Raw genomic sequence first — 23,407 nt, 5'->3', positions numbered from 1 at the left:
GGGTACATTCTCCACTGCGGATTTTGTCTACCAATTGAAGGTATTCCCCTTCGTTGACACGGCTGCTCTGGGGAATCGGATTCATGTGAGGCCCTCTTCCGGAAACCCCCATAAAGGTTCGCATTTGCTCAGGCTCCCCATGCATGACTACTATAGGCGACTTTTTTTCCTGCAACGCCTGTTGAAGAGCTAACATTGCGCTTTCACGCGCCAAGGGTACCATGCCCGATATACGCTCCATGTTCTGCATGGTCTGTTCATCCATATCCATCCCGCCTTCTTCCCATAAAGGCCAATTGATTGCCAGTGTAAATCCATAGCGCTCGCCCTGCTGAACTCTTTCATTACGGTATCTGGAATATTCGTCCATAAACGCATTTGCCGCCGCATAATCGGCCTGACCCACATTGCCATGCACTCCGGCGAGCGAAGAGAACAAGACAAAAAAGTCCAGCTTGACATGCTGACTCGCTTCATCCAGATTCACTGTTCCGGCTACTTTTGGTGCCAGCACTTTCTCGATATCGTCAAGGGTTTTACGAATCATATAGTTGTCTCGAATCAGACCCGCACTATGGATAATTCCATTCAGCATTCCGTATTTTTGAATGATTTCAAGCATCAGCGCATCGACATCTTTCCTGTTTGAAACATCCGAACGCCGGTAGACAATCCGTGCTCCCTTCTGCTCCAGTTGTGCCAGACGATGTTGATCGGAGTCATCCAGTTCGGAACGTCCCGTAAGAATAATCGTCGGCTGTTCCGACTGTTCAGCAATGTGCTCTGCAATCATATAACCGATTGCTCCAAGACCGCCTGTAATCAGATATACGCCTTGATCCTTCCAAGGCAGATACACTGACGATGAAGTATTTGGGATACCCAGTTCTTTCCATGAAGACGTGGACCTTTTATCGTTAAGATACCGGATATGCGTGTCACCTGCGCTCAGGCTGCTTTCCGTTAACATGTGAACCATCCGTCCGGGACTTGAGGGATATTCAGATTCAATGATTTGAATAATGATTTTTGGATTTTCCAATTCGGCTGTTTTTAGCAATGCGGACAATCCACCGAACAGTCTGTAATGTTCCCGGTTTGCAATGAGTAGTTGAATCAGAACAGGACCTTCCGGTTTGGATTTCAGTAATTCTTGTACAAAACGATAGGCCTTTAGGACAATAGCGGGGTATGCTTTATCCATCCCGCCGGAATCGCCGGTTCGATCCATAGGCACTGTGTCAAGGGTAAGACATTTTACGTCTGGAAGCTCGGCAGTAATCAAGTGCTCCAGTTCTGTCCAGGGTTCGGATAACATGACGATATGACGGCTGTACACAAGCTCAGGGACAACGACGGCCTCCTGCTCCTTCCATTCGTTTGCAAACATCAATGTCTGTGATTCGGTTGGAAATGACGATCTTTCCATGTGAATCTCTCCCTTCAATGGTTTGCTGGTAAACCCTTCAAATTGAATACATACGTTTCCATCTTCATCATAAAGCTCAATGTCCAGTTTTTGTAGGGAGTCGGAAGGCTTGTGCCCGTCGCTATAACGAACATATGCCCACATTACGGGTACGCAGGGACGTCGAATCACCACACGATCCAGTGCAAAAGGCAGCAGCGGACTTGAATTCGATTGAACTTCATCAGAGAATGGCCCAGCTTCGGCAAGCAACAATCCAATCGCGGATTGCAGCGCAGCATCTGCCATGGACGGATGAATAACATATGGATTAGCTGAGCCCTTAGCCTGATCAGGAAGAACAAGTTTTGCAAGCACCGTGTTTTCCCCCGTGTAAACGGCCTCTATCCCTTGCATCGTTAAGCCATAATTCAGTCCCATTCCTTCAAAGGCCTGATAACATTCAGCCGCTGTCCAATATTGGATGCACTCCTGGCGTAGCTTATGCAGATTCAGACGGGCTTCTGAGCCCGCCGATGTCAGAAACGCTGAGCCCTGACTGTGCAGCAGCTCGGCAGAATGATCAAGTGTGTATACTTCATACTGAATTTCTCCCTGTTCTTCCGCGTACAAACGAATATGCACGTCGCTTGCAGGAGAACTGCATACCATCGCTCTGCCCCAAATAATATTTTCCAATACCATCACTTCGGATTCTGCATGAGTGTGTACAATGGACCGATCAACTGCCTCGCGAGCCATTTCCAAATAGGCGACTCCCGGCAGCACTCGATGCTGCCCGACCCGGTGATCCGACAGAAAATGCTCCTCACCATTGAACCGGGAGGAAAAGCGCTGCTCCGATAATAGGGATGTATTGTGGTGCAGCATCGGATGAAGCACAGATTCACGTTCTGAAGCTGCCTTGTCTGCGTTTTGGTCAGTGCTTGATGACTGATGCAACAACCTCTCCGCAGCAGGCAGCCAGTATTTTTCACGTTCGAATGGATAGGTGGGCAGACTCATTTTTCCTGGTGTTTCAGTACCGTATATCTGCTGCCAGTCCAGCTTGACACCAGAAACCCACATGTCCAGTACACTGTTCACGTTACCACTAGTCACGGCCTGTCTAATATCTCCCGTAGGGACCTCTCTCCCCTCTAAATCCGTATCCAAGGGCGTATAGGAGCTTCGGTTGACTCTTCCTCTGTATACACCGGGAGGGAGCGGCTTCAATTGACTGGCCAGAATCGAGCAGAGTGTAGCAGACAGTTCCTTTATGTCGGTTGCCGCAAAAGCCAAACGTTCTTCCATCGCCTCTCTACCTGTTTGAAGCGTATAGGCCAATTTCTCTAGCATCTGATCTTCCACGTTATGACGCTGAATGAACTGAAGTAATTTTTCCGCTACAGCAAGCAGCTTCTCTTCATTTCGGGCGGACAACACCACTAGGACTGGTCGTCCCGGTTGGCGCTGAGTCCTGTAAGAAGAAGGCGCTGTTATGGAAACAGGCGCTTGAACAGGAATGTATTCCTCAACAATGACATGAGCGTTCGCACCCCCGGCGCCAAAGGAGGATACCCCGGCAATCCGAGGGATTTCTTTCATTTGTCCATCCACCTCAACCGTGGGCCTAACCCACTCACTCGCGGACTGTTGAACTATAAACGGAGTGTCATGAAAGGCAATTTCACGGTTTAGTACTCCTGCGTGCAGGCTTGGAGCAATCTGACCATGTTTGAGCTGAAGAATTATCTTGGTGAGTCCTCCGATTCCAGCAGCCGATTCCATATGCCCAACGTTGCTTTTCAATGACCCTATGGAGCAATACTCCTTATCCAGCGTATCCAGACGGAATGCACGCGCAAGCCCTGCAATTTCAATCGGATCTCCCAGTCGGGTTCCGGTTCCATGGGCTTCGATATAGCTGATCCAGCGGGCATCAATTCCTGCTTTGTCGAGTGCTTCCCGAATCAAGTCCCCCTGTGCTGCCGGATTCGGCACCATATATCCGTTCGTTTTACCCCCATGGTTAATATGAGTTCCTCGGATTACGGCATGAATCTGATCGCCATCCTCAACAGCCTTAGACAGGCGTTTCAGGATGACTACCCCGACTCCTTCACCAGGTACGAATCCATCCGCCTCCTCCGCAAAGCTTTTACATTTCCCGTCACTCGCCAGCATCTGCTGGGCACACAGCGCTACGTAGCTTGAAGGGTGCAGATAAAGGTTTACCCCTCCTGCAATGGCAGCCTCACACTCACCGCGGCGAATGCTTTCACATGCTTCATGAATGGCCGTCAAAGAGGAGGAGCACATCGTATCCACTGGTATACTGGGCCCATGAAGGTTCAGCAAATACGAAACCCGGTTTGCAACCGAACTGAAAGAGGTTTGCGGAAACCATTCTCCACCTTCATTCCACAGTGGTGGGCCATACAAATTAAAGCCATTTTTGGTGATACCGGCAAATACACCGACTTTACCGCTATACTGGCGATCCATTTGTTCTCTTGTATAGCCCGAATCTTCAAGGGCTTCCCATACCGTTTGCAGAAAGAGCCTCTCCTGCGGGTCCATGTTCATGACCTCCCGCGGGGAAAGCTGAAAGAACAGCGGGTCGAAATCCGCGTATCCCTCTACGAACCCGCCCCATTTGCTGTAGCTTTTGCCCTTGCGTGCCGCTTCCTTGCGATCCGGGTGATAGAATCCTTCCAATGCCCAGCGCTCCTCCGGGATTTCCGAGATACAGTCCTTACCTGTGATCAGGTTGTCCCAAAACTGTTCCAGGTTGTCTGCCTGCGGGTACCGTCCGCTGATTCCGATGATGGCTATCGGTTCATAAGCGGTTGAATCTGTTCGTGATGCTGTAATCTGTACAGGCTCTGCCGGGCTTAAGACAGGTTCGAGGACCGCCTTTTTCGCTTCGGATACGGGTTGTTGATGATGCAAGCTTACATCTTGCAACATTTCATTCTCAGGCTTATCCGGTAGAACGGCAGCAATTAACTGCACTTCATGCTGTTTCATAAAATGATGAATCAATGCCGCAAGCGTTTTATGTTCAAAAAACAACGTGGTATTTATCCCGTCAAAATGTTTACGCAGTCGATTGGTCAGTTGAACAATCAGAATGGAATCAATGCCGTAGGCTTCCAGTGGTTCGGATTCATCGATGAGTTCAGGTTCCATTTTGATGACTTCCCCGACCAAACGTTTGAAAAATGTCAGGCTGGCCTGCCATATTTGATCCGGCTTCACCTTCGTATCTTCCATTTTCGCGGATGATGTACCTGTAGAACTGAGCTTGCCATGATCTGCTATAAATTCAGAGGTTTGTACTGGCTGCAGGATGTAACCATCGCTGAATGCAGCGATGATCTGCTGTCCAAGGCTGTTGCCTTGTTCCGCAGGCATAATGGCCTGTCCAAATCCGGTTTGCCGCAATATTTGACACCATTGCTGCTGGTGAAGGATAGGTGAACCTTTGATCCGAATATCTTCATCTTCATACAGCCACCACCCCTCCAGCAGCCCAAAGGTCAGGTGACTAAAAAGCGAACTGCGGGTCAGCTCATTCAGCAGCAACAAGCCATTTCGTTTCAACAGATAATGCACATGCTCCATGGTGCGCTGAATGTTACGTGTAGCATGAAGAACATTGGCAGCTATCACCAGATCATACCCTCCCAAATCCATTAATTGCTCAACTGGAGGCTTATCAATGTCCAGCAGGATGTATTTCAGATAAGGGTGGTCTACACCATATGCCTGTTCGCCGTGCAGCAGGAATGCTTTGGAGATGTCCGTATACGCATATTCGGCAATAGAGGCAGAATACGGTTTTAAACTCTCCAGCACTTTTTGGGTAGTACCTCCCGTCCCGGCGCCAATTTCAAGAATGCGCAGCTTGGCGTCCGGATTGGCTTCGAGCCTCTCCACCATATATGCTGCAGCCGTATCGGCGAGCATCCCGTTAAAATAGTCTGCGGCCGAGTTGTTTTTATAAATGTCCTCTACCATATGCATCGATCCGTCGGGAAACATGACATCGGTGGCTGCCCGTTCTCCTCTGATCATCTCCGGCAGGTGGCGGATCATCTGGTCGGCCAGCCGTACTTGGGATGCAAAATCCGAGTCCAGCAGCCATCGCTTCATCCCCTTACTCCACTCCGCCCAAGCGGAATCGGCCGTAAGCCCTTGTACCGACAAAGAATGCTGCAGTAACCATACTTTACTCTTTTCCATCCAGCGCTCATAGATTTTGATAGGGCTGTTTGAATGACTGCCTGAAAGCAATTCTTGCAATTGAATGGCCAGCAGTCGGGCCAGCACGTTCTCAAATTCATGATTAAAGGCGCTCCATTTCTGTTGGATGGACTCCACAATGAGCTGACGATCTGGGATTCGGCTCATTAAATGGCTGGATCTGATCTGTCTCGCTGCTGGCGCTGCAACGAGTACAAGATCAGATGATACGCCGTCCACTGCACCGGGTTTATTCGTCTGGATAAATGCCAATTGATCTCTGCCGCCTGCCATCAGCAGCTCCAACGCTTGCATCGCATCTTCAGGATGAATGGTCCCGATTCCTGACTGATTCAGTCTTTGCTTAAAGGCCGCGGGCACTTGACCCGCTATTCCTGTCTCTCCCCAATAGCCCCAATTCATCACTTTTACGGGGAAATTCCAGGACTGCGCTATAGCTGCCATGCCATCAACAAAAGCACAACCTGCAGCATACCCGGCTTGCCCTGCTGGTTTGGTAAAGGAACTCATGGAAGAGAAGAACAGCATAAAATCCAGTGAATCCTGTCCAAACATATTTATCATGTTCACGCCGGCATTCAGCTTGGCAGACATTACATCTCGGAAATGATCCAGTGTCATCTGCGTCAAACTGTGATCCATCAGGCCAACAGCTGCGTGAACCACCCCGTGAATGACGGGCGTAATCTGTTTGATTTGGTGGTACGCTTTCTGCAAGCTATCCTTTTCTGATGCGTCCGCAGAGATATACAGCGGAGGTATACCATACGCGCCTAGGCGTTTGCACGAGGCTTCAATGCGTTCATCGACTTTCCTCCGGCCAATCCAGATAAGCCGGGCTCCGTAGCGACGAATCATATATTCACTCCACATCTCCCCAATGCCGCCAGCTCCGCCAATGACGACATAGACACCTTCTGCCCTAAACGCTTCTTGGGAATTACCCACAGGACAGACATTCAGAAGAATGTTCTCATACCTTTTTTCGTTCCTCCAGGCTCTCGTATTTCCGTCCCATATTCCGGGAAAATGGTGTTCAGGGTGCATGTGGATGCCATCGACATCATCCACGTCAAGGTGACAGACCCTCCAATCGGACATTTCCTTGGCAAGAGATCCAATAAGCCCCCCAATTCCAGCGTGTGCAGGCCAATGGACTTCACCCGGCAGCACGCTGCTTGCCCTTTGGGTCACGATGGTGAGTTCCAGCTTGCGAGCTCCATAGCCCTGATTCAGCAAGCTTTTGATGATCAGAAACGCTTGATACAAGCCTTCTTCCTGCTCTGCCATCAAGTTAGGTGTATCTTCGGGTCCGTGCACGGCTTGGGATGGGGGGACGATCCAAACCAGATGGCTGATTACGCCATATTGCTTCAATTGTCTCTCCAGCATTTCAGCCTGCGTCCCCGGCAGGGCCTCAACATGTCTCAGGTTGGGATACCACTGCTTTACAGTGACCTGTTGCTCCGACGTTCCTCCAATAAGCATCCCCTGACCATCCAAACGCATGGGCGCAAGCTCGATTGAAGCTGAACCGGACGGTACTTCTCTCCAATCGGGCGCATAAGTCATCGCTCCTGATACTTGCATCTGTGGCAACAACTGCTGTATCCGCTCTGAGATGACATCCTTGTGTTTGTTGTCTTGAAATCCCCCGCGATTCGGACCATGCAGAAGGGTTAGCCCTTTTAATTCCAAAACAGCCACTCCCTGCTCATCATACAGATCGATGTCCACTCTGCTGACCGTGCGGGATGCATCTTGTTCAGGACAATGCCTCACCCATGCCCAGACGGAATCTGGACAGCTCCGGTAGATTACAGCCTGCTCCAGGGCAAAGGGAGTAACGCCTCCTTCCCTGAATTCCGGCAATCCGATACAAGCCTGAATAGCCGAATCCACTAGCGCCGGATGCAGAACATACTCGTTCACCGCGGACTTCAGAGATGCAGGCAATTTTAATTGTGCAATCACCTGCTCATGCCCGATATGCAGGCTCTGGATTCCCTGATGACCAGGTCCGTAGTTCAGGCCTGCCTGCTCGAAATATTGGTAACATTCAAAAGCCATCATCGTTTGATGACCGCACTGCAAAAGCAGGGTCTCCAGATCCATCGTTGGGTAAGCATCTACTTTCCGGGTGAATAGAGTGCCCATATGATGTATGATCCGCTCGGAGGGTTCATTTACCTGCGGATCGCCGCCGCTGTAAATTTCGTAATGAACCTGGTCCTTATCCAGTGGAGTCACTCCCAGATGCGTCAGAAGCATCTCCCCTGTGTCCGAATGGAGCTCCATGCCTAGCGGTGTAGTCCAATGGATGTCCCGAAGCACTATGACGTTATCCTGAAGAGACAAATTCGGAATGAGCTGTTCCGCTGCGGCCCTTGCCATCTCGAGATAGGCGGCCCCGGGCAAGATTTTCCGGTTTTGAATGACATGATCCTTCAGGAAAAATTCCTGGCCACTCCACTGCGAACTGAAACGAATGCCCCTCAAATCGGATGTGTTCCGTTGGAGAAGCGGATGAAGAACCGATGTTAGACTGTGCGCGTCGGTTTTCCCTGTTTTGGCTCCAGGTACCCAGTAACGTTCTTTGGCAAAGGGATACGTAGGCAGACTGATCCGCTGCGGCTTCCTTCCACGGTAACCTTCGGACCATGGAACCTCCAGCCCCTTGACCCACAGATCGAGCAGTTGCTCGTACTTACGTTTGCGAAGCCAGTTTTTCACCGTTTCTTTCATATCCGCATCATCTGCTAATGCAGCAAGTGTTGCTCTGTGCGGTTTCACTTTTCCACGATACATCTTTCCGGGCGATTGTGGATTCAGAATATAGCCTTCCAGCCGTTCCTTCACTTCAAGAATGGAGCCTGCCATAAATGCAAGGCGCTCCTCCATCGCTGTTCGTCCTGTCTGGAGCGTGTGGGCCATTTCGGTCAATTGGTGATCCTCATACCGGCCGGACTGCAACGCAGCTAGCAATTGTCTAGCCTGTTCAAGAAGGCTTTCTTCCGTTCTGGCCGACAAAACAATAGGTACAGGAACAGCATCCGTCATGGATCTAACGCGATCGGAACCGTCATTCATTTCCCGATCAACGGCCTGATGTTCCGGGACATACTCCTCAAGCAGCACATGGGCATTTACGCCTCCGAACCCAAATGAGCTGACACCTGCACGCCTTGGCAACTCCTTGCCCGCAGGGTCCCTGAATGCCTCCCATTCCCTATTTTCATCAATAATGTAGAAAGGGCTGCCTTCCAGATGTATATAAGGGTTAGATCTCTGATAATGGACTGTCTTTACCAGTGTCCTGTATTTCATTTGCAGAAGAACTTTGATAACTCCGGCAACGCCTGCAGCAAGCTCGAGATGCCCAATATTGGTTTTGATTGACCCCAGACCGCAAAATCCGGATGGCAGGGGAGTTGGTTCGTTATCTGCCTGCATTTCCTGAAATGCAGTTTTCAAGCCGTTGATTTCGATGGGGTCACCCAATGGTGTACCGGTTCCGTGAGCTTCAATGTAGCCTATGGTGGATGGATTTACACCAGCCTTGGAGTAAACGGACTTGATCAGATCCGCCTGAGCTCGTGGATTCGGCGCCGTTAGCGATGCGGCTCGACCACCGTGATTCTGGTCTGTAGCACGGATCAAGCCATAAATGTGATCACCTGCCCGCTCGGCTGCCCGTTTTCCCTTCAGAAAAATCATGCCAACGCCTTCCCCGCGCACATATCCGTTAACCTCGTCGGAGAACGTTTTACATCGCCCATCCTGGCTCAGCATTCCCGCTTTGTTGAAGCTAATGTGATAGTCCGGGTCCAAAATGGTATTGACTCCACCCACCACAGCGGTATCGCAGTCTCCGTTGCGTATCGCTTGCACAGCCCGGTGAAGTGCCACCAGTGAACTGGAGCATGCCGTTTCCACCGGTTCGCTAGGTCCATGCACATTCAGGAAAAAGCTCATCCGGTTTGGTCCTACGGAAGACACATGTCCTGTGGATGTATAACCCTCAATTACCGTGTCCGCCTGTGCCAACAAGCGATGATAACCACTGCTCGCGGTGCCAACGAAAATACCCATGTTGGTCCCGGACAGGCTCTGTGGAGCATAGCCCGCATCTTCAATGGCTCTCCATGCATACATCATAAGAAGCCGCTGCTGCGGGTCCATCAGTTCCGCTTCGCGCGGGGAAATGCCAAAAAAAGCAGGATCGAATTCGGCAACACCCTCCATGAATCCGCCCCACTTAATATTGGTTTTGTTGTGAGCCTGCTCAGGATCACCATAATAGTCTTTCCAGTCCCACCGATCCGGCGGAATCTCCGATATACAATCCCGTCCTTGAAGCAGGTTGTCCCATAAATCATCGATGCTGTCCGCCATGGGGAATCTGCCGCTCATGCCTATGATGGCGACGGGTTCCAATACGCTTGGAGCAACGGAATCGGTTAAGGTGTACGTTTCCTTCTGCTCCGGCAAAGGCATTGAAGACCCTTTTTCCCCACTCTGCTCGGGGCCCGAATGATTTTCTTTCTGGTTGCCCGGACGCATCGCGATGCTTTCCGTTTCTGTTCGTGGATAAGCAGAATCAGTACTGAGCTTATGGCTGATTACGTCCATTTTCGGCAGGAATTCATTCCAGTGTTCAGGATAGGTTGTCACTAGGTAGCTGCTTAAGGAACGCACGGTTGAGTGCTCAAAGAACACGGTAGGTGTAAGTTGAAGGCTATATTGTTCATTCAGCATTCCGGCAAAATCGGTAAACGAAATGGAATCAAATCCATATTCGCCAAATTCCACATCCGGGTAGATGTCAACCCGATGTACCTGTAATAATTCAGACATATGTCCCATTAAAGCGTCCTGTACCTTCGATGCCAGCAGCTGTTTCCGTTCATCCCCGACCGGCAGTATTTGTTCTCCCGGCTGAGAGATTTCCCTTTGGGTCGCAGGAGACGAATTGGATATGAAAGGAACTGAGGAATCATGGCGTGATGCTTCCTGATTCGTCGAAATTTTAGGGATGGGCATAAGTTTTGACAAAAAAATGTCCGTTTGGCCGTAAAAAGCCAGTACTTGGGATGCGCTGCTGTTCATGGCGATGCTGAGCAGTCCGAATCCCATCGGTGTATCCATCGGCAGCATACCCCATTGGCTGCGGATTCTCTGCAGCGATGATTCTCCCGGCTGCATGCCTCCGTCCCTCCAGAGCGGCCAGTTGATCGCCACTGTATTGCCGTTTCGCTGGCCGCTCCTGACCATGCCATTACGATACGCGGCGTAGGCATCCATAAAGGCGTTCGCGCAGGCATAATCCCCTTGCCCCTGGTTGCCCGTCACAGCAGCCAACGAAGAGAATAGGGTGAAAAAATCGAGCGACATATGAGCGGTTGCTTCATCTAACCAAATCGTTCCGTCCACTTTGGGAGACAGGACAGATTGCAGCTCCTCCGGATCTTTATCCTGCAGAGCACGATCCTTTAGCAAACCCGCTGCGTGAACAATACCGTTCAGCTCGCCGTAATCGGACTGAATATCCTGTACCAGCTTGTGAACTTCCTCGCGAGACGTGACATCCGCAGTCCTGTAGTGTATGTGGTTTCCGTTGATTTGAAGCTGCTGAAGCTGAAAGCGTTGTTCAGAGTCAGGTGTCGATCGGCCATTCAACAGAATCGTTGCATCTCTGACCTGATTCACAAGTACCTGTGTCAAGGCCAATCCAAGCCCTCCACATCCACCGGTGATCAGATAAAGCCCACCATCTCTCCAGGGCAAAACGTTGTCCCCGTCGTGTTCAGTCAACTCATGCCATACCCTCGTCTGTCTCATGCCGGGAACCGGATAACGGGCAAAGCTATCCTGGGAAGACTGACCCTCTGCCGCCAGTATGTTGTTCAGTTCTTCTGTTGGGACAGCAGCATGAACTTGAATGAGTTGACAGGTTAACTGGTGATGCTCTCGGGAGGCTGTCATTAGCATGCCGGCAAGACCTGTGAGCAATTGATCTTCACCTTCATCAGGAACAACAATCTGAATGAGTGAACTTCCGATTCCCGAATTCACAATCTGTCTGATTTCTTCAAGCAAGTGAGATGCAGCGTCAGAATAAGACTGCGCCAGTGGATGCAGCCATTCAGGATCTTGCTTGGAATGCATTACGGTTGCAGTTAATTCTCTTCCAAGTCGTTCGCAGCGGGCATCCGGAAATGATTCGCGCAAGGAATTGATCCGATTTTCAAAACCAGTCGAAATCAGGATCAAATGCTTGCTGTATCGAGTCGCTACCTGTTGTGAAGGAATGTCCAGTGGTGTCCATTCCGGCACCATCACCATTGAACGTACGGCCCTCTCTTCCAAAGCAGGGAGTTCCCCCTCCAGCACACGCGGTGTAAATCCAGTCATACGGATACATCGGTTTCCGTCCATGTCGTACAGATCCACATCCAGTTTGTGAACTTTGCTGTTCCGGCCGCTTCCTGTACCGTATTGGGCAATCACCAACATATGATCTGTACATGGTGCCAGTATGTCCAATTGCTCCAGCGCAAACGGAAGTGCTGGTCTGCCAGCTGCAGCCTGGTCTGTCACAATACCCAGCAGGTATCCGATGGTGACTTGAAGCGCCGAGTCCATCATGCTGGGGTGCAGAACATAGGGCTCACTGGCATCCGCTACGGATTGCGGAAGCGAGAGTAGTGCAATGACTCGATCAGCGCCGAGATACACGGATTTTAGTCCCTGCAAGCGTGGCCCAAGTCTAATCCCGGTCTGTGCGGAAGCTTCGTAAAAGGCTGCTGCATCAATCGGACTGGGTTCACAAGTCTCCAGCTCGGTTTGAATATCCAGCCACGTCGGGCCTGGAAGATCAGCAAGAGTCACCTGTCCCTGACTGTACAGCTGCCGATGCCCACTGCTGGTCCCTTGATCCTGACAAATTTCAAAATGCAAAGTTTCATCCTCTTTTTCTTCTCCGGACTGCTCAACAGAGCGAAAACGGATGGCAAAAGAAGATGAAGCATCGTCCAGGATTAACGGAGCAGACCAGATCACATTTTTCAAGCGAATCATCCGAGATTTTGAATGACTGCCCCAGGCGCTTTCTGCTGCAAAGCGTACCCATTCCAAATGAGCCACACCCGGAAGTACTTTCATCCCCTTAACCAGATGGTCCTTGAAAAAGAACTCTTCACCGTTGAACACGGATGAATATTGCGGTTGCCGAATGCTCGAAGTATTGCTGTGAACCAGCGGATGAAGTACAGTCCCGGCAGGATATTCAGAAGTTCTCAGTTTCGCTGAGCCCCGGTCATCTTGCCGTGCAGATACCCAATAGTCGTCCCCGGCAAACGGGTAAGTCGGGAGCGGCACACGCCTTGCAGAGGATGGAAACAGCTCATTGAAGCCAATGTCGTGTCCCTGTACATACATTTCGCAGAGGGCTGACAAATGTTCCAGATAAATCGACGAATCATCCGTTTCTCTGCATTGCCGCACACATTCTGCCGCATATCGCTTCAACGAGGCGCTGCCACGCTGTTCGTTCCGATTGACGTTTCCACTGTAAACCGCTGTCTCCGCTCCACCTTTCGCAAGCCACTGGTATAAAAGTTCAACAACCTGCGGCCCGTTGCGCGCAATACAGATCAGGCGATGCGCCAAATGTGATCTGCCTTCAAGCAAGGTATAGCTCATATGTGCAATTGCCGTGGCGGGGTGCTCCTTGCAATAGGCCATAAGCCGCTCAGCCTGCTGACGGAGTTGATCTGCCGTTCGGGCTGACAGTGCAATCAAATATCCGGGACGCAGATCATCTTGCGTTGGTTCCGGCTGCACAGGTGCTTCCTCTATGACCATGTGGGCGTTAGTCCCGCTAAAGCCAAAGGAACTGATGGCGGCTCTGCGCACCTTGCCTTTGTCCGGCACCCATGCTTTGGTCTCCGTATTTACATAAAAGGGAGTGTTGCTGAACGAAATGTTGGGATTTCCTTTTTTCATATGCAGCGAGGCCGGGATACGCTTGTACTGTAGCGATAACAGAATTTTGATCAATCCGGCAATGCCCGCTGCGGTAGCCAGATGTCCAATATTGGTTTTGATAGAGCCGAGTGCACAGTACTGCTTTTGATCCGTATAGGATGAGAACGCTTGGGTCAGCGCCTGAAATTCAATAGGGTCCCCAAGCCGCGTTCCCGTTCCATGCGCCTCCACCATCTGAATGCCTGCCGGATCAATGTGAAAGCGTTCATACACCTGCTTTTCCAGAGCGGTCTGGGATTTGGCGCTTGGCGCGGTAATTCCGTTGGTAGCACCATCCTGATTGATTCCTGTCCCCCGAATAACTCCATAGATATGATCTCCATCACGGACGGCATCACTAAGTCGTTTCAGCAGAACCGCTCCAGCTCCTTCTCCCGGAACAAACCCGTCTGCCCGTTCATCAAAGGTGTAACATCTTCCGGTGGATGAGAGCATACCCGCCCGGTTGGCATCCAGGAAAAACTGGGAGGTCGATTGGATAAATACCCCACCGGCAAGCGCCATATCCGTTTCCTTCGCCCACAGCGACTGACAAGCCAGATGAATGGCCACCAGGGAACTGGAGCAGGCGGTATCCACGGCGATGGCAGGGCCTTTCAAGTCGAGATAATAGGCGATTCTTGCCGGAATGATAGACCCGGCTTTTCCCCAGAACGACTGTGCCGGAGGCTTCTCTCCTATTAAATGACCATAATCCATCTCTGTACAGCCGACGTATACACCGCATTTCCGGCCCTGCATGGAGGCTCCGGCATAACCACCGTCCTCCAAAGTTCTCCAGGCTTCTTCCAGAAAAATGCGCTGCTGCGGGTCCATGTAGGCCGCTTCCTGTCCTGAAATGTTAAAAAAAAGCGGGTCAAATGCACGAATATTATCCAAAAAGCTGCCCTGGTCGCAATAGGATGCGTCCGCTCCATAATATTCAGCCAGATTCCAGCGCTGCTCGCGCTGAATCAGATCGTCTCCGTTCTCCAGATGCCGCCACAATTCCGCTACATCACGTGAACCGGCGAATCGACCACTCATGCCAATGATAGCCACCGGCTCATGGGGTGTCTTCACTTCGTGGGCGCTTCCAGAACTTGCGGTGGCAATCAGGCCATGGGCGCTGACATCGACATGACCGCCGGATTGATTCGCAGCAGCGTTAGGCTGATAGCGCAAATATTCCGGAACGGTTACGACAATCTTGCCGATATTTCCCCTTTGATCCAAGCAGCGATAGGCTTCCTGGAGTCTGTCCATGGGAAACGTCTGACCGATCTGAGGGCGGATTACTCCTTGTTCAACCCACCTCATCATCTCTTGGCGGTAATCCTCCAGCAGTTCAGGCTCTTCCATGCCCAGCTTGCGCAGATCCAGACTGTACAGGGTCTGATTGTGATTCAGTCCGGACAGGTTGACCGCATGGGCGCTTTTGAGGGCGGTCATGGCGATTTCAATATATCTTCCATTGCGCGCGAGGCAATTTAATCCTTTTTGCATTGCATCGCCGGACAGGGTATTTAGAATGACATGTACCCCTTCCCCATTCGTCCTTCGCTGTATTTCCTGTTCAAAGTCCGTTGTCGCATAGTTGATCACATGCTTGACGCCCATTTCACGCAAATAGTCCAGCTTGTGCTGCATACTGGCTGTAGCAAAGATTTCGGCTCCAAGATGACGGGCAAGCTGAACTGCCACAAGCCCCACTCCACCGGTTGCCGTTTGAATCAAAACCCGTTCCCCCCGCTGAATATTGGCTTTGCGGAAGGCGGCAATAACGGTCATGGCTACCACTGGCAACGAGCAGGCTTCTTCATAAGTGAGCGGATGAGGCTTGGCGAATACCTGCTCTGCTTTGCACGTAATCGCGGTTGAATGCGCACCAAGCGATGCATCTGCATAAAATACGACCTCGTCGCCGGATTTTACCGACGTTACATCCGTTCCTGTTTCGACCACGATGCCCGCAGCCTCAAAGCCCGGCGTGAACGGATATGGCGGCATGGTAGGATACAGTCCGCGAATACAGAGCAAATCCCCAAAATTCAGGGAAAATGCCCTGACCGAAATGCGCACTTCATCCGGCTTCAGTGCTTGAATACGGGCCTGATGGAGCCGAAGACCGCCAATCTCTGAGGGCATGTCAATGTCCACACGATGAAAATAGGAGCCTGAAGCTGAACTGTTCAAGCAAGGATTTGCTCCTTCAATTTTGTTATCCGCAGCAGAGACTGCTGCCGAGGGTTCAGTATCGAGAGGTATATTTGTTATCTCTGGGAAACCGGACGTCTTCTCGTTCAAGTCCGTTGTGACGGATGGTTTCTTTTCCAAGCCTTGTTTAAGCAGCGCTCCGATAATCGTCCCGTAATCCTGCAAAATATGTTCCGTCAGGCGATCCACGTTGTTATAATCGAACAGCACCGTGGTCTGCAAGGTCAGATTGCATTTCCGGTTAAGCACATTAACCAAATGCACGGCAATGATGGAATCGACTCCGTAGTCCGAAAAGCTGCGATTATTCTGAATTTTGGCCTGATTAATCTTCAAATCCTCTGCGATGCTTTCGCGAATTGCTGTTTTCACGAACTGTTCCTCCAGATCTCCGGTCACAATCTGAAGATGGGCGTTGCTTTGCGCATGAGGCAAAGCTTCTGTCTCGTGATGTTCGCTATGATTAACCACGGGCATAGAAGCTTGATGTGTTTTTTTGTCAACCGATTCAGTGGTGTTTGCCTTCATGACGATACCGTCGCTTCTCGCAGCGATAATCTGCTGGCCATACCGGGCAGCGCCTTCTGCCGGATATTGGATGGAGTAATACCCTTCTCGCTTGAGCACCTTTTTCCAGTTTGCCGGAGATAAAGCCGGACAGCCTGGAATGCGTACAGTTGCATCTGCATACTGCCACCAGCCCTCCAGTAATCCGAAGGTCAAGTGATTTATTACGGTTTTGCTCGTTATCTCGTTTAACAGTAATTGCCCATCCTTTTTAAGCGATGCCTTGATCATCCGAAGAGTGTCCCTGATATCTCGGGTGGTGTGCAGTACATTGCTCGCGATAATGATGTCGTACGCACCGGGCTCGATGCCCTGCTCGGCAAATGGGATTTTCAGATCGGCGATCCTGTAGGTCAGATACGGAACGGAGGGGCCATACTGCTGTTCGGCATGCACAAGAAAGGCCCGGGAGATATCGGAGTAGCAGTACTCCTGGACCTTGTGCTCCACCGGCTTTAATTTTTCAAAAACGACTTCGCTTGTGCCCCCGGTTCCGGCACCAATTTCCAGAATGCGCACTTTCCTGCGTTCTGTGATTTCGGACGTGATATGGTTGACAACTGCCAATGCCTGCTCAGCAAGGACCGCATTGAAATAATCGGCGATCACATGATGTTTATAGATGCCTTCAACCATATGCATGGACGAGTCGGGGAACATCACCTCCGTAGCAACCGTATGTCCCCTCAGAATGTCTGGAAGCACACGAATCGTTGAATCAACTAGCCTTATATATGCAGTCAAATCCGGGTGTGAAAGCCAGGTGGGCAGACGGTTCTCCCACTCTTCCCAGGATGACTTTATCCAGGAATGAAGTACCTCTGAAGTAAGATTATCCGCCTGATCAGGCAGCTCTTGAGCATATTCCGTGAACAGTATACGACTTTCCGTAAGCCATTGGTTATAGAAAGGTTTAACCCCTTTTTCAAACCCAAAATGTTTATCCATACCTCCCAGGGAGTGCAACTGCCCCCATAATAACCGAATAAGAAGTCGGTCGATGCTGCTCATCTGTTCCTGAACCGATTCCATCTGTTCTGTAACGATCATCTCCACAACACTCCCTTTGCGTATCGGTCAATGTGTATTTGGTTTAACGATATACCGTCAACCTGCTGGCTTCATTCAGTACAAGCATCTCGGGCTGGCATGTCATCTTGATTATTGCAGCCTGATGGAGAGAACCTGCCAGGAACCATTCCAGCATAGGATTGGCTTCTTCAGCTTCGATGGAGCCCATGCCTTTTTGCAGCATATTCTGGCGAACTTGCTCTGAAACGACGGAGCCTACGCTGCCCCAATATCCCCAGTTAATCACTTTGATTCGCCCAGGCCATTTTCGGTTCATTTGCCATGCCAGCGCATCCGCATAACAGCAGGCTGCTACATAGTTGCTCTGTCCCGGCAATTTCATAAAAGAGTTCAAAGAAGAGAAGAACATTACAACATCAGGCAGCTCGTGCAGTTGGTCCATCAGGGCGTTCACTTGTTCGCTGATATGCACTTTGGCGGACAACACATCATTGAATTTCTCTTCGTCCATATAGGCCAGACTGCGATCAGACAGTACAAGCGCGGAGTGAATGATTCCATTTACTTGTCCAAACTGCTGAATGACATGTTCATAGGCCCGTTTCAACATACCGGGCTGGGCTGCGTCTGCCTGAATATATATTGGCTCGGGTCCCAATCGCCCCAGAATTTCGATTTTACTGTGAATATCGGGACTTATCGGGCTTCTTCCCACCCAGACAACGCGGGCCTGATACGTCAAAATCATATAACGTGTCCAGGCTTCGCCAATCCCCCCGCTACCGCCAATGACCAAATAGACCCCTCCCTGCCGGTAAGAGGCCTGTGGAACGGGTTCGTATTCAACTGGGACTAATTCCTGACGATACCACTCCTCATCCCGATGGACATATGCGTTGCCAAAAGGGTCTGGTGCCATCTTAAGCAGCGCTTCCACTCGGGGGATGTCACCCCGTTCAAGATCAATAACCCGAATTGACCAATGAGCATATTCCTTGGCAAGTGAACCTACAAATCCGTGGATGGCGGCCTGATCCGGGTCGATCATATCATCAAAGATCAGCGCCTGTGCATGGGTCGTAATGATTGTCAAGCTAAGGCTTTTGGTGCTGTACCCCAGCTTCAGCAGGCTTTTGACCATTCTGAACAAACACATAAGCTCGGTTGTGTTGCCTTTCTCTTCCTCGTTCATTTCCGTAATCCGATCGGCTGATGCTTCAGTAGAGCAGCACCAAAGGATATGACGGCATTCTCCTTCCGCTGCAAGCCTATTCGTCATCTGTTCAACAGATAATTGTCTTGGAATTGAGAGCTTTCTAAAGGCGGACCAAGAATGGCTGGCTGGTATTGCATCATTTTCACAGAGAACCAGAAGTCCTTCAGTCATATGTCCGCCAGATTTGGAGGCATCTGAATCTATTAAGGCCTCTTCCTCCTCCAATAGTGTCCACACCGGTGAGAGGATGGTCAGTTTAGCATCGTTTTCGGATGAGATGGAACCCGTCGTCCACTTTCGCAGCGCTAATCCATCCAACCGGGCAATAGACCACCCGCTCTCGCTATAAAGCGCTAGATCATACCGAGGCATGGGCTGTCCCGGACCACTTCCTGTTGCGTATCCAACCTCGACCCATACGACAGACGGACAATCTCTGTAAACTATAGCCTGATTCAGTGCATAGGGCAGCCATGGCTCAGGATCGAGTAGCGGCTGCTGATGCAAATCCATGGCGAGGGCAAGACAAGTCTGGAAAGCGGAATCCAGCATAGAAGGATGGATCAAGTATTCGTCCAGGTTCCCCGCAGCCGTCATTGGCATCTCCAGCCGTGCCAGAACGCTGTGTTGTCCCGTATACAGATGCGTGATACAGCGGTGGGTGGTACCGTAGTTCAGGCCCAGACGGGAAAATGCCAAATAGCAATGATCCGGTGAGACGGCTTCCTTCCCATGACGCGCATGCCATACAGCAGGGTTAAATTGACTTTTGTCCTGAATGGAACGAATCAAGGATACCCAACCCTGGCTATATAACATGGAAGGATTCTCAGCCTCCGCATCGCCTGTAATTTCAAATTTATAGCCTTGTTGCTCCTGTTCAGCATGCAATCCAAGATGGACAGAAAGCGGCTGCTCATCCACTGATGCGGGATGCATCCATACCAGATCCTGAAGCCGGATATGATAGTCTTCATTTTCTTTCTCGTATCTGGCACGTTCTTCCTGTCGCAGGGAATGCCGCAGAGCTGCTGCAGCCATTTCCAGATGGGCAGCCCCAGGCAGGATTTTCAACCCTTTTACTTGATGATCACTCAGAAAGGATTCGTTACCGGTAAAAAACGAGCTGAACCGTTGCTTACCCAGATAACTGGTGTTCTTTTGAAGCAGCGGATGCAGCCAATCGGATTGAACCGGAACGATGCTGTCCGCAGCTTTGTCCCCGAGTTCACCGATTGATGAGAAGGACGAAGATACTACATAATGTTCTTCTGCGAAGGGATATGCTGGCAAGCTGATACGCTGCGGCTTCACCCTTCCGTACCATTGCTGCCAATCGATCTTCATCCCCTGCACCCACTGCTCCAGCAGGCGGACCGCTTTCCTTTTGCGTATCCAACTGGCAACCAGTTCCTGCATATCATCATCGTCTTCAAGACGATCTCGATTCCGTTCAGGTTCGATGTCTCCGATATATATCTGTTCATGCGCCGTTCCCCCGTCGAGATATGCCTCCAACTTGCCAAGCATCTCTTGCACAGAGGAAGCCGTAAACGCACATCGGCTCTCCATTTCTTCTCTTCCGGTTTGCAGCGTATAGGCGATTCGGGAGAGATGCATGTCGGTATAGCCATTTTCCCGCATGGCATGCGCAAGCTGTCTTACTTTCATCCGAAGGCGTTCCTCGCTTCTGGCGGATAGGATAATCATAACCGGCAGATAGGGTTCCACCTCTGCTATCGCTCCTTGTTCAGGCTTGTTATCCGTTCTGTATTCTTCAATGATGACATGAGCATTGGCGCCACCAGCTCCGAAGGAAGAAATGCCCGCAATCCGCGGATATTCTCGTTTGCCTTCAGGTGTATTCAATAGGGGGCGCACCCATGGGGATGCCTGCTTCTGCACGCGGAAAGGGGTTTGATCGAACCGGATATTAGCGTTGCTATCTTCCGCATGCAAGGAGGGAACCAGACGACCATGACGCATTTGCAGCAATATTTTGCTGATTCCGGCGATTCCGGCTGCACTTTCCGCATGTCCGATGTTCGACTTGACCGAGCCAATAGCACAAAACTGTTGGTCGTCTGTGTGCTCCGCAAATGCCCTGCGCAGGCCTTCCACTTCAATCGGATCACCAAGAGCAGTGCCTGTACCGTGAGTTTCGATATAACTAATGGTACGGGCATCCACTCCGGATCTAGTGATGGCTTCGCTCACCACTGACGCCTGCTGGCCTGGATTTGGCACCGTATAGCCTTTGGTTTTGCCAGCCGCGTTAATCATGCTACCCTTCATTATGCCATAAATGAAATCTCCGTCTGCCTCCGCCAGATGAAGTGGCTTGAGGAGCAATGCACCTACACCTTCCCCGTCCACAAAGCCGTCGGCGCCCTCTCCAAAGGGCTTGCATTGGTTGCCAGGGGACAGCATTGTTTTTTCAGATAACCTGACATAATGGACCGGATCCACAATCAAATTCACACCGCCTGCAATCGCCAGATCACAGGTGCCGCTGCGCAGGCTTTCCAGTGCCAGATGAATGGCTGTCAAGGAGGAGGAGCACGCCGTATCAACTGCCAGGCTGGGTCCCGTGAAGTTAAATGTGTAGGATACGCGATTGGCCACAGACCAATAAGACGCTCCCGTCGGATAGTTGCCATTCATAACACCTGCATACACACCAACTGTACCTGAATCGGCAAGAACCGAGGGGGTGTAGCCCGAATCCTCAATAGCAGCATAGACCGTTTGCAGAAACTGCCGCTCCTGAGGGTCCATTTGTTCAGCCTCTTTGGGGGAGATATGGAAGAACAGCGGATCAAAGTGATAAATGCCGCGGATAAACCCTCCCCATCTGCTGTAGGCCGTCCCTTTCCGTCCTTTTTCCGAGTGATAGAAGGTTTGCCAATCCCATCGTTCTGAAGGAATTTCGGTTATGCTGTTTTTGCCTTGAAGCAGATTGTTCCAAAATTCAGTCATATCATCTGCCTGAGCGTAACGTCCGGCAAGCCCGATAATGGCTACTTCCCCTGTTTTATCGGATAGGCTTGGCTGTTCGTTTATTTTAATAGGCTGAACAGCGGGTTCAATGGAACATTCACGTATATTAAATTGCGTCTCTGTTGGCGATTCTGTCTGTAACTCTTGCTGCTTTTGATTTTCAGCATCTTGCTGCATATTGTGTAGCCCGAGCATTGAGATGAGCGCTGCTTTTCGGGTATCCACAAAGTAGTCTACCAATGCATCCAGGGTTGTATATTCAAAAAAGAGCACGCTGCTCACATGCTCCCCCATGTTCTGATTCAACTGTTCGGTCAACTGAATGATAAGAATCGAATCCAATCCGTACATCTCCAAAGCCTCAGCTGGATCGATCTGCTCTGGCTCAACATCCAGAATGCCACCGATTATTTTTTGCAGATAACTCTTGCAAGCTTGTTTTAATTGGCCATCATCCACTGTAATATCGACCTTCGTTAGTGTTGGAACGAACTTTGGTTTAGCTGGTGATATCTCTTGCTGCTCTATAGATTTTTCCTTTCCTGATGTGGACTGCGTATCCGACCCTGACGTAAAGACTCGTTTCTGCCGGACAATGCCGTCACTGGTAGCCCTTATAATTTGCTGACCTAGTCCTGCAGCATTTGCAGCCGGAAATTGCACATGGTGGTAACCCTCCAGTTCCAGCGCCGCTTTCCAATGGTCTGGATGCAGCAGCGGAGTGCCAGGCAGGCGAACCTGTTCATCCTCATATAACCACCACCCTGATAACAGCCCAAACGTGACGTGGTTAAACAGGGAATCCTCAATAATTTCGTTAATTAGCAATGTACCGTTGTTTGTCAGCAGCGCTTTGGCATTCCGCAGGGATTGGCGGATCTGTCGAGTAGCGTGCAGTACGTTGGTAGCCACGACCAGGTCATATCGTCCGGCTTCAAGGCCCTGAGAATGCAAGGGTTCTTCAATATTGAACAGGCTGTACGTCAGGTAGGGATGGTGTGGGCCATAATGCTTTTTGGCATGCTGAAGAAAAGATTTGGAAACGTCTGTATAACAGTACTCCTGAATATGTTGGCGGTAAGGCTCAAACTTTTGAAACAACATGGAGCTCGTCCCACCTGTTCCGGCGCCAACTTCAAGGATATGTACCTTGCGATTGCCGCGCATAGACAATTCCCGGATCAGTTGCACAGCTTCAACAGCCAGTAGGGCATTGAAATGATCTGCAATCGAATTTTGCTTATATATTCCCTCAACCCTTGTCATGGACCCGGCGGGAAACATGAGTTCCGTTGCAGGTTGTTTACCTGTAAGAATGTCGGGCAGTGCTCGAATCATCACGTTAGCGAGCTCCACTCTTGCTTTCATTTCAGGGTGCTTACTCCACTCTTCTATATGCGCTTCCCAATCAGACTCTACTCTGTCTCGTTCCAAATTACCGAATGCCGGCTGGCGCTCCAATATGCGATAGGTATGCTCGATCCATCGTGTGTATTCAGGCAGCAGTTCCGGAAATAAAGTGCCGCGTACTGAGCCTGGCATGGAGGATTCATAGCCAAGCCGTTCCATCTGCATCATCAACACGTGCAGCAGCTTTTGGTTTAATAAACTCCACAAGTCGTGATATGAGGATAACTGCTCGTAATTTTGCATGATCTCGCCCTCCT

Annotated in this window: 1 protein-coding gene and 1 pseudogene; both read right to left on the bottom strand. The window is 50.5% G+C overall.

Annotation, left to right across the window (positions count from 1 at the left end):
• Window positions 1-289: 289 nt before the first annotated feature.
• A pseudogene (locus QP794_RS06950) lies at window positions 290-17,011 on the bottom strand (SDR family NAD(P)-dependent oxidoreductase); the annotation flags it as partial.
• 574 nt (window positions 17,012-17,585) lie between these two features.
• Complete coding sequence (locus tag QP794_RS06945; RefSeq protein WP_285075549.1) at window positions 17,586-23,393, bottom strand: SDR family NAD(P)-dependent oxidoreductase; 5,808 nt, start codon at window positions 23,391-23,393, stop codon at window positions 17,586-17,588.
• Window positions 23,394-23,407 lie beyond the last annotated feature (14 nt).

It is taken from the genome of Paenibacillus sp. UMB7766-LJ446, assembly GCF_030226665.1.
GTDB lineage: Bacteria > Bacillota > Bacilli > Paenibacillales > Paenibacillaceae > Paenibacillus > Paenibacillus vandeheii.
Note: the sequence above shows the minus strand (reverse complement) of the source record. Positions and strands in the feature narration are given on the sequence as shown.

What these genes read in the sequence shown, in the direction of transcription:
- QP794_RS06945 (WP_285075549.1), bottom strand. Translation starts at nt 23,393, where the DNA reads ATGCAAAATTACGAGCAGTTATCCTCATATCACGACTTGTGGAGTTTA.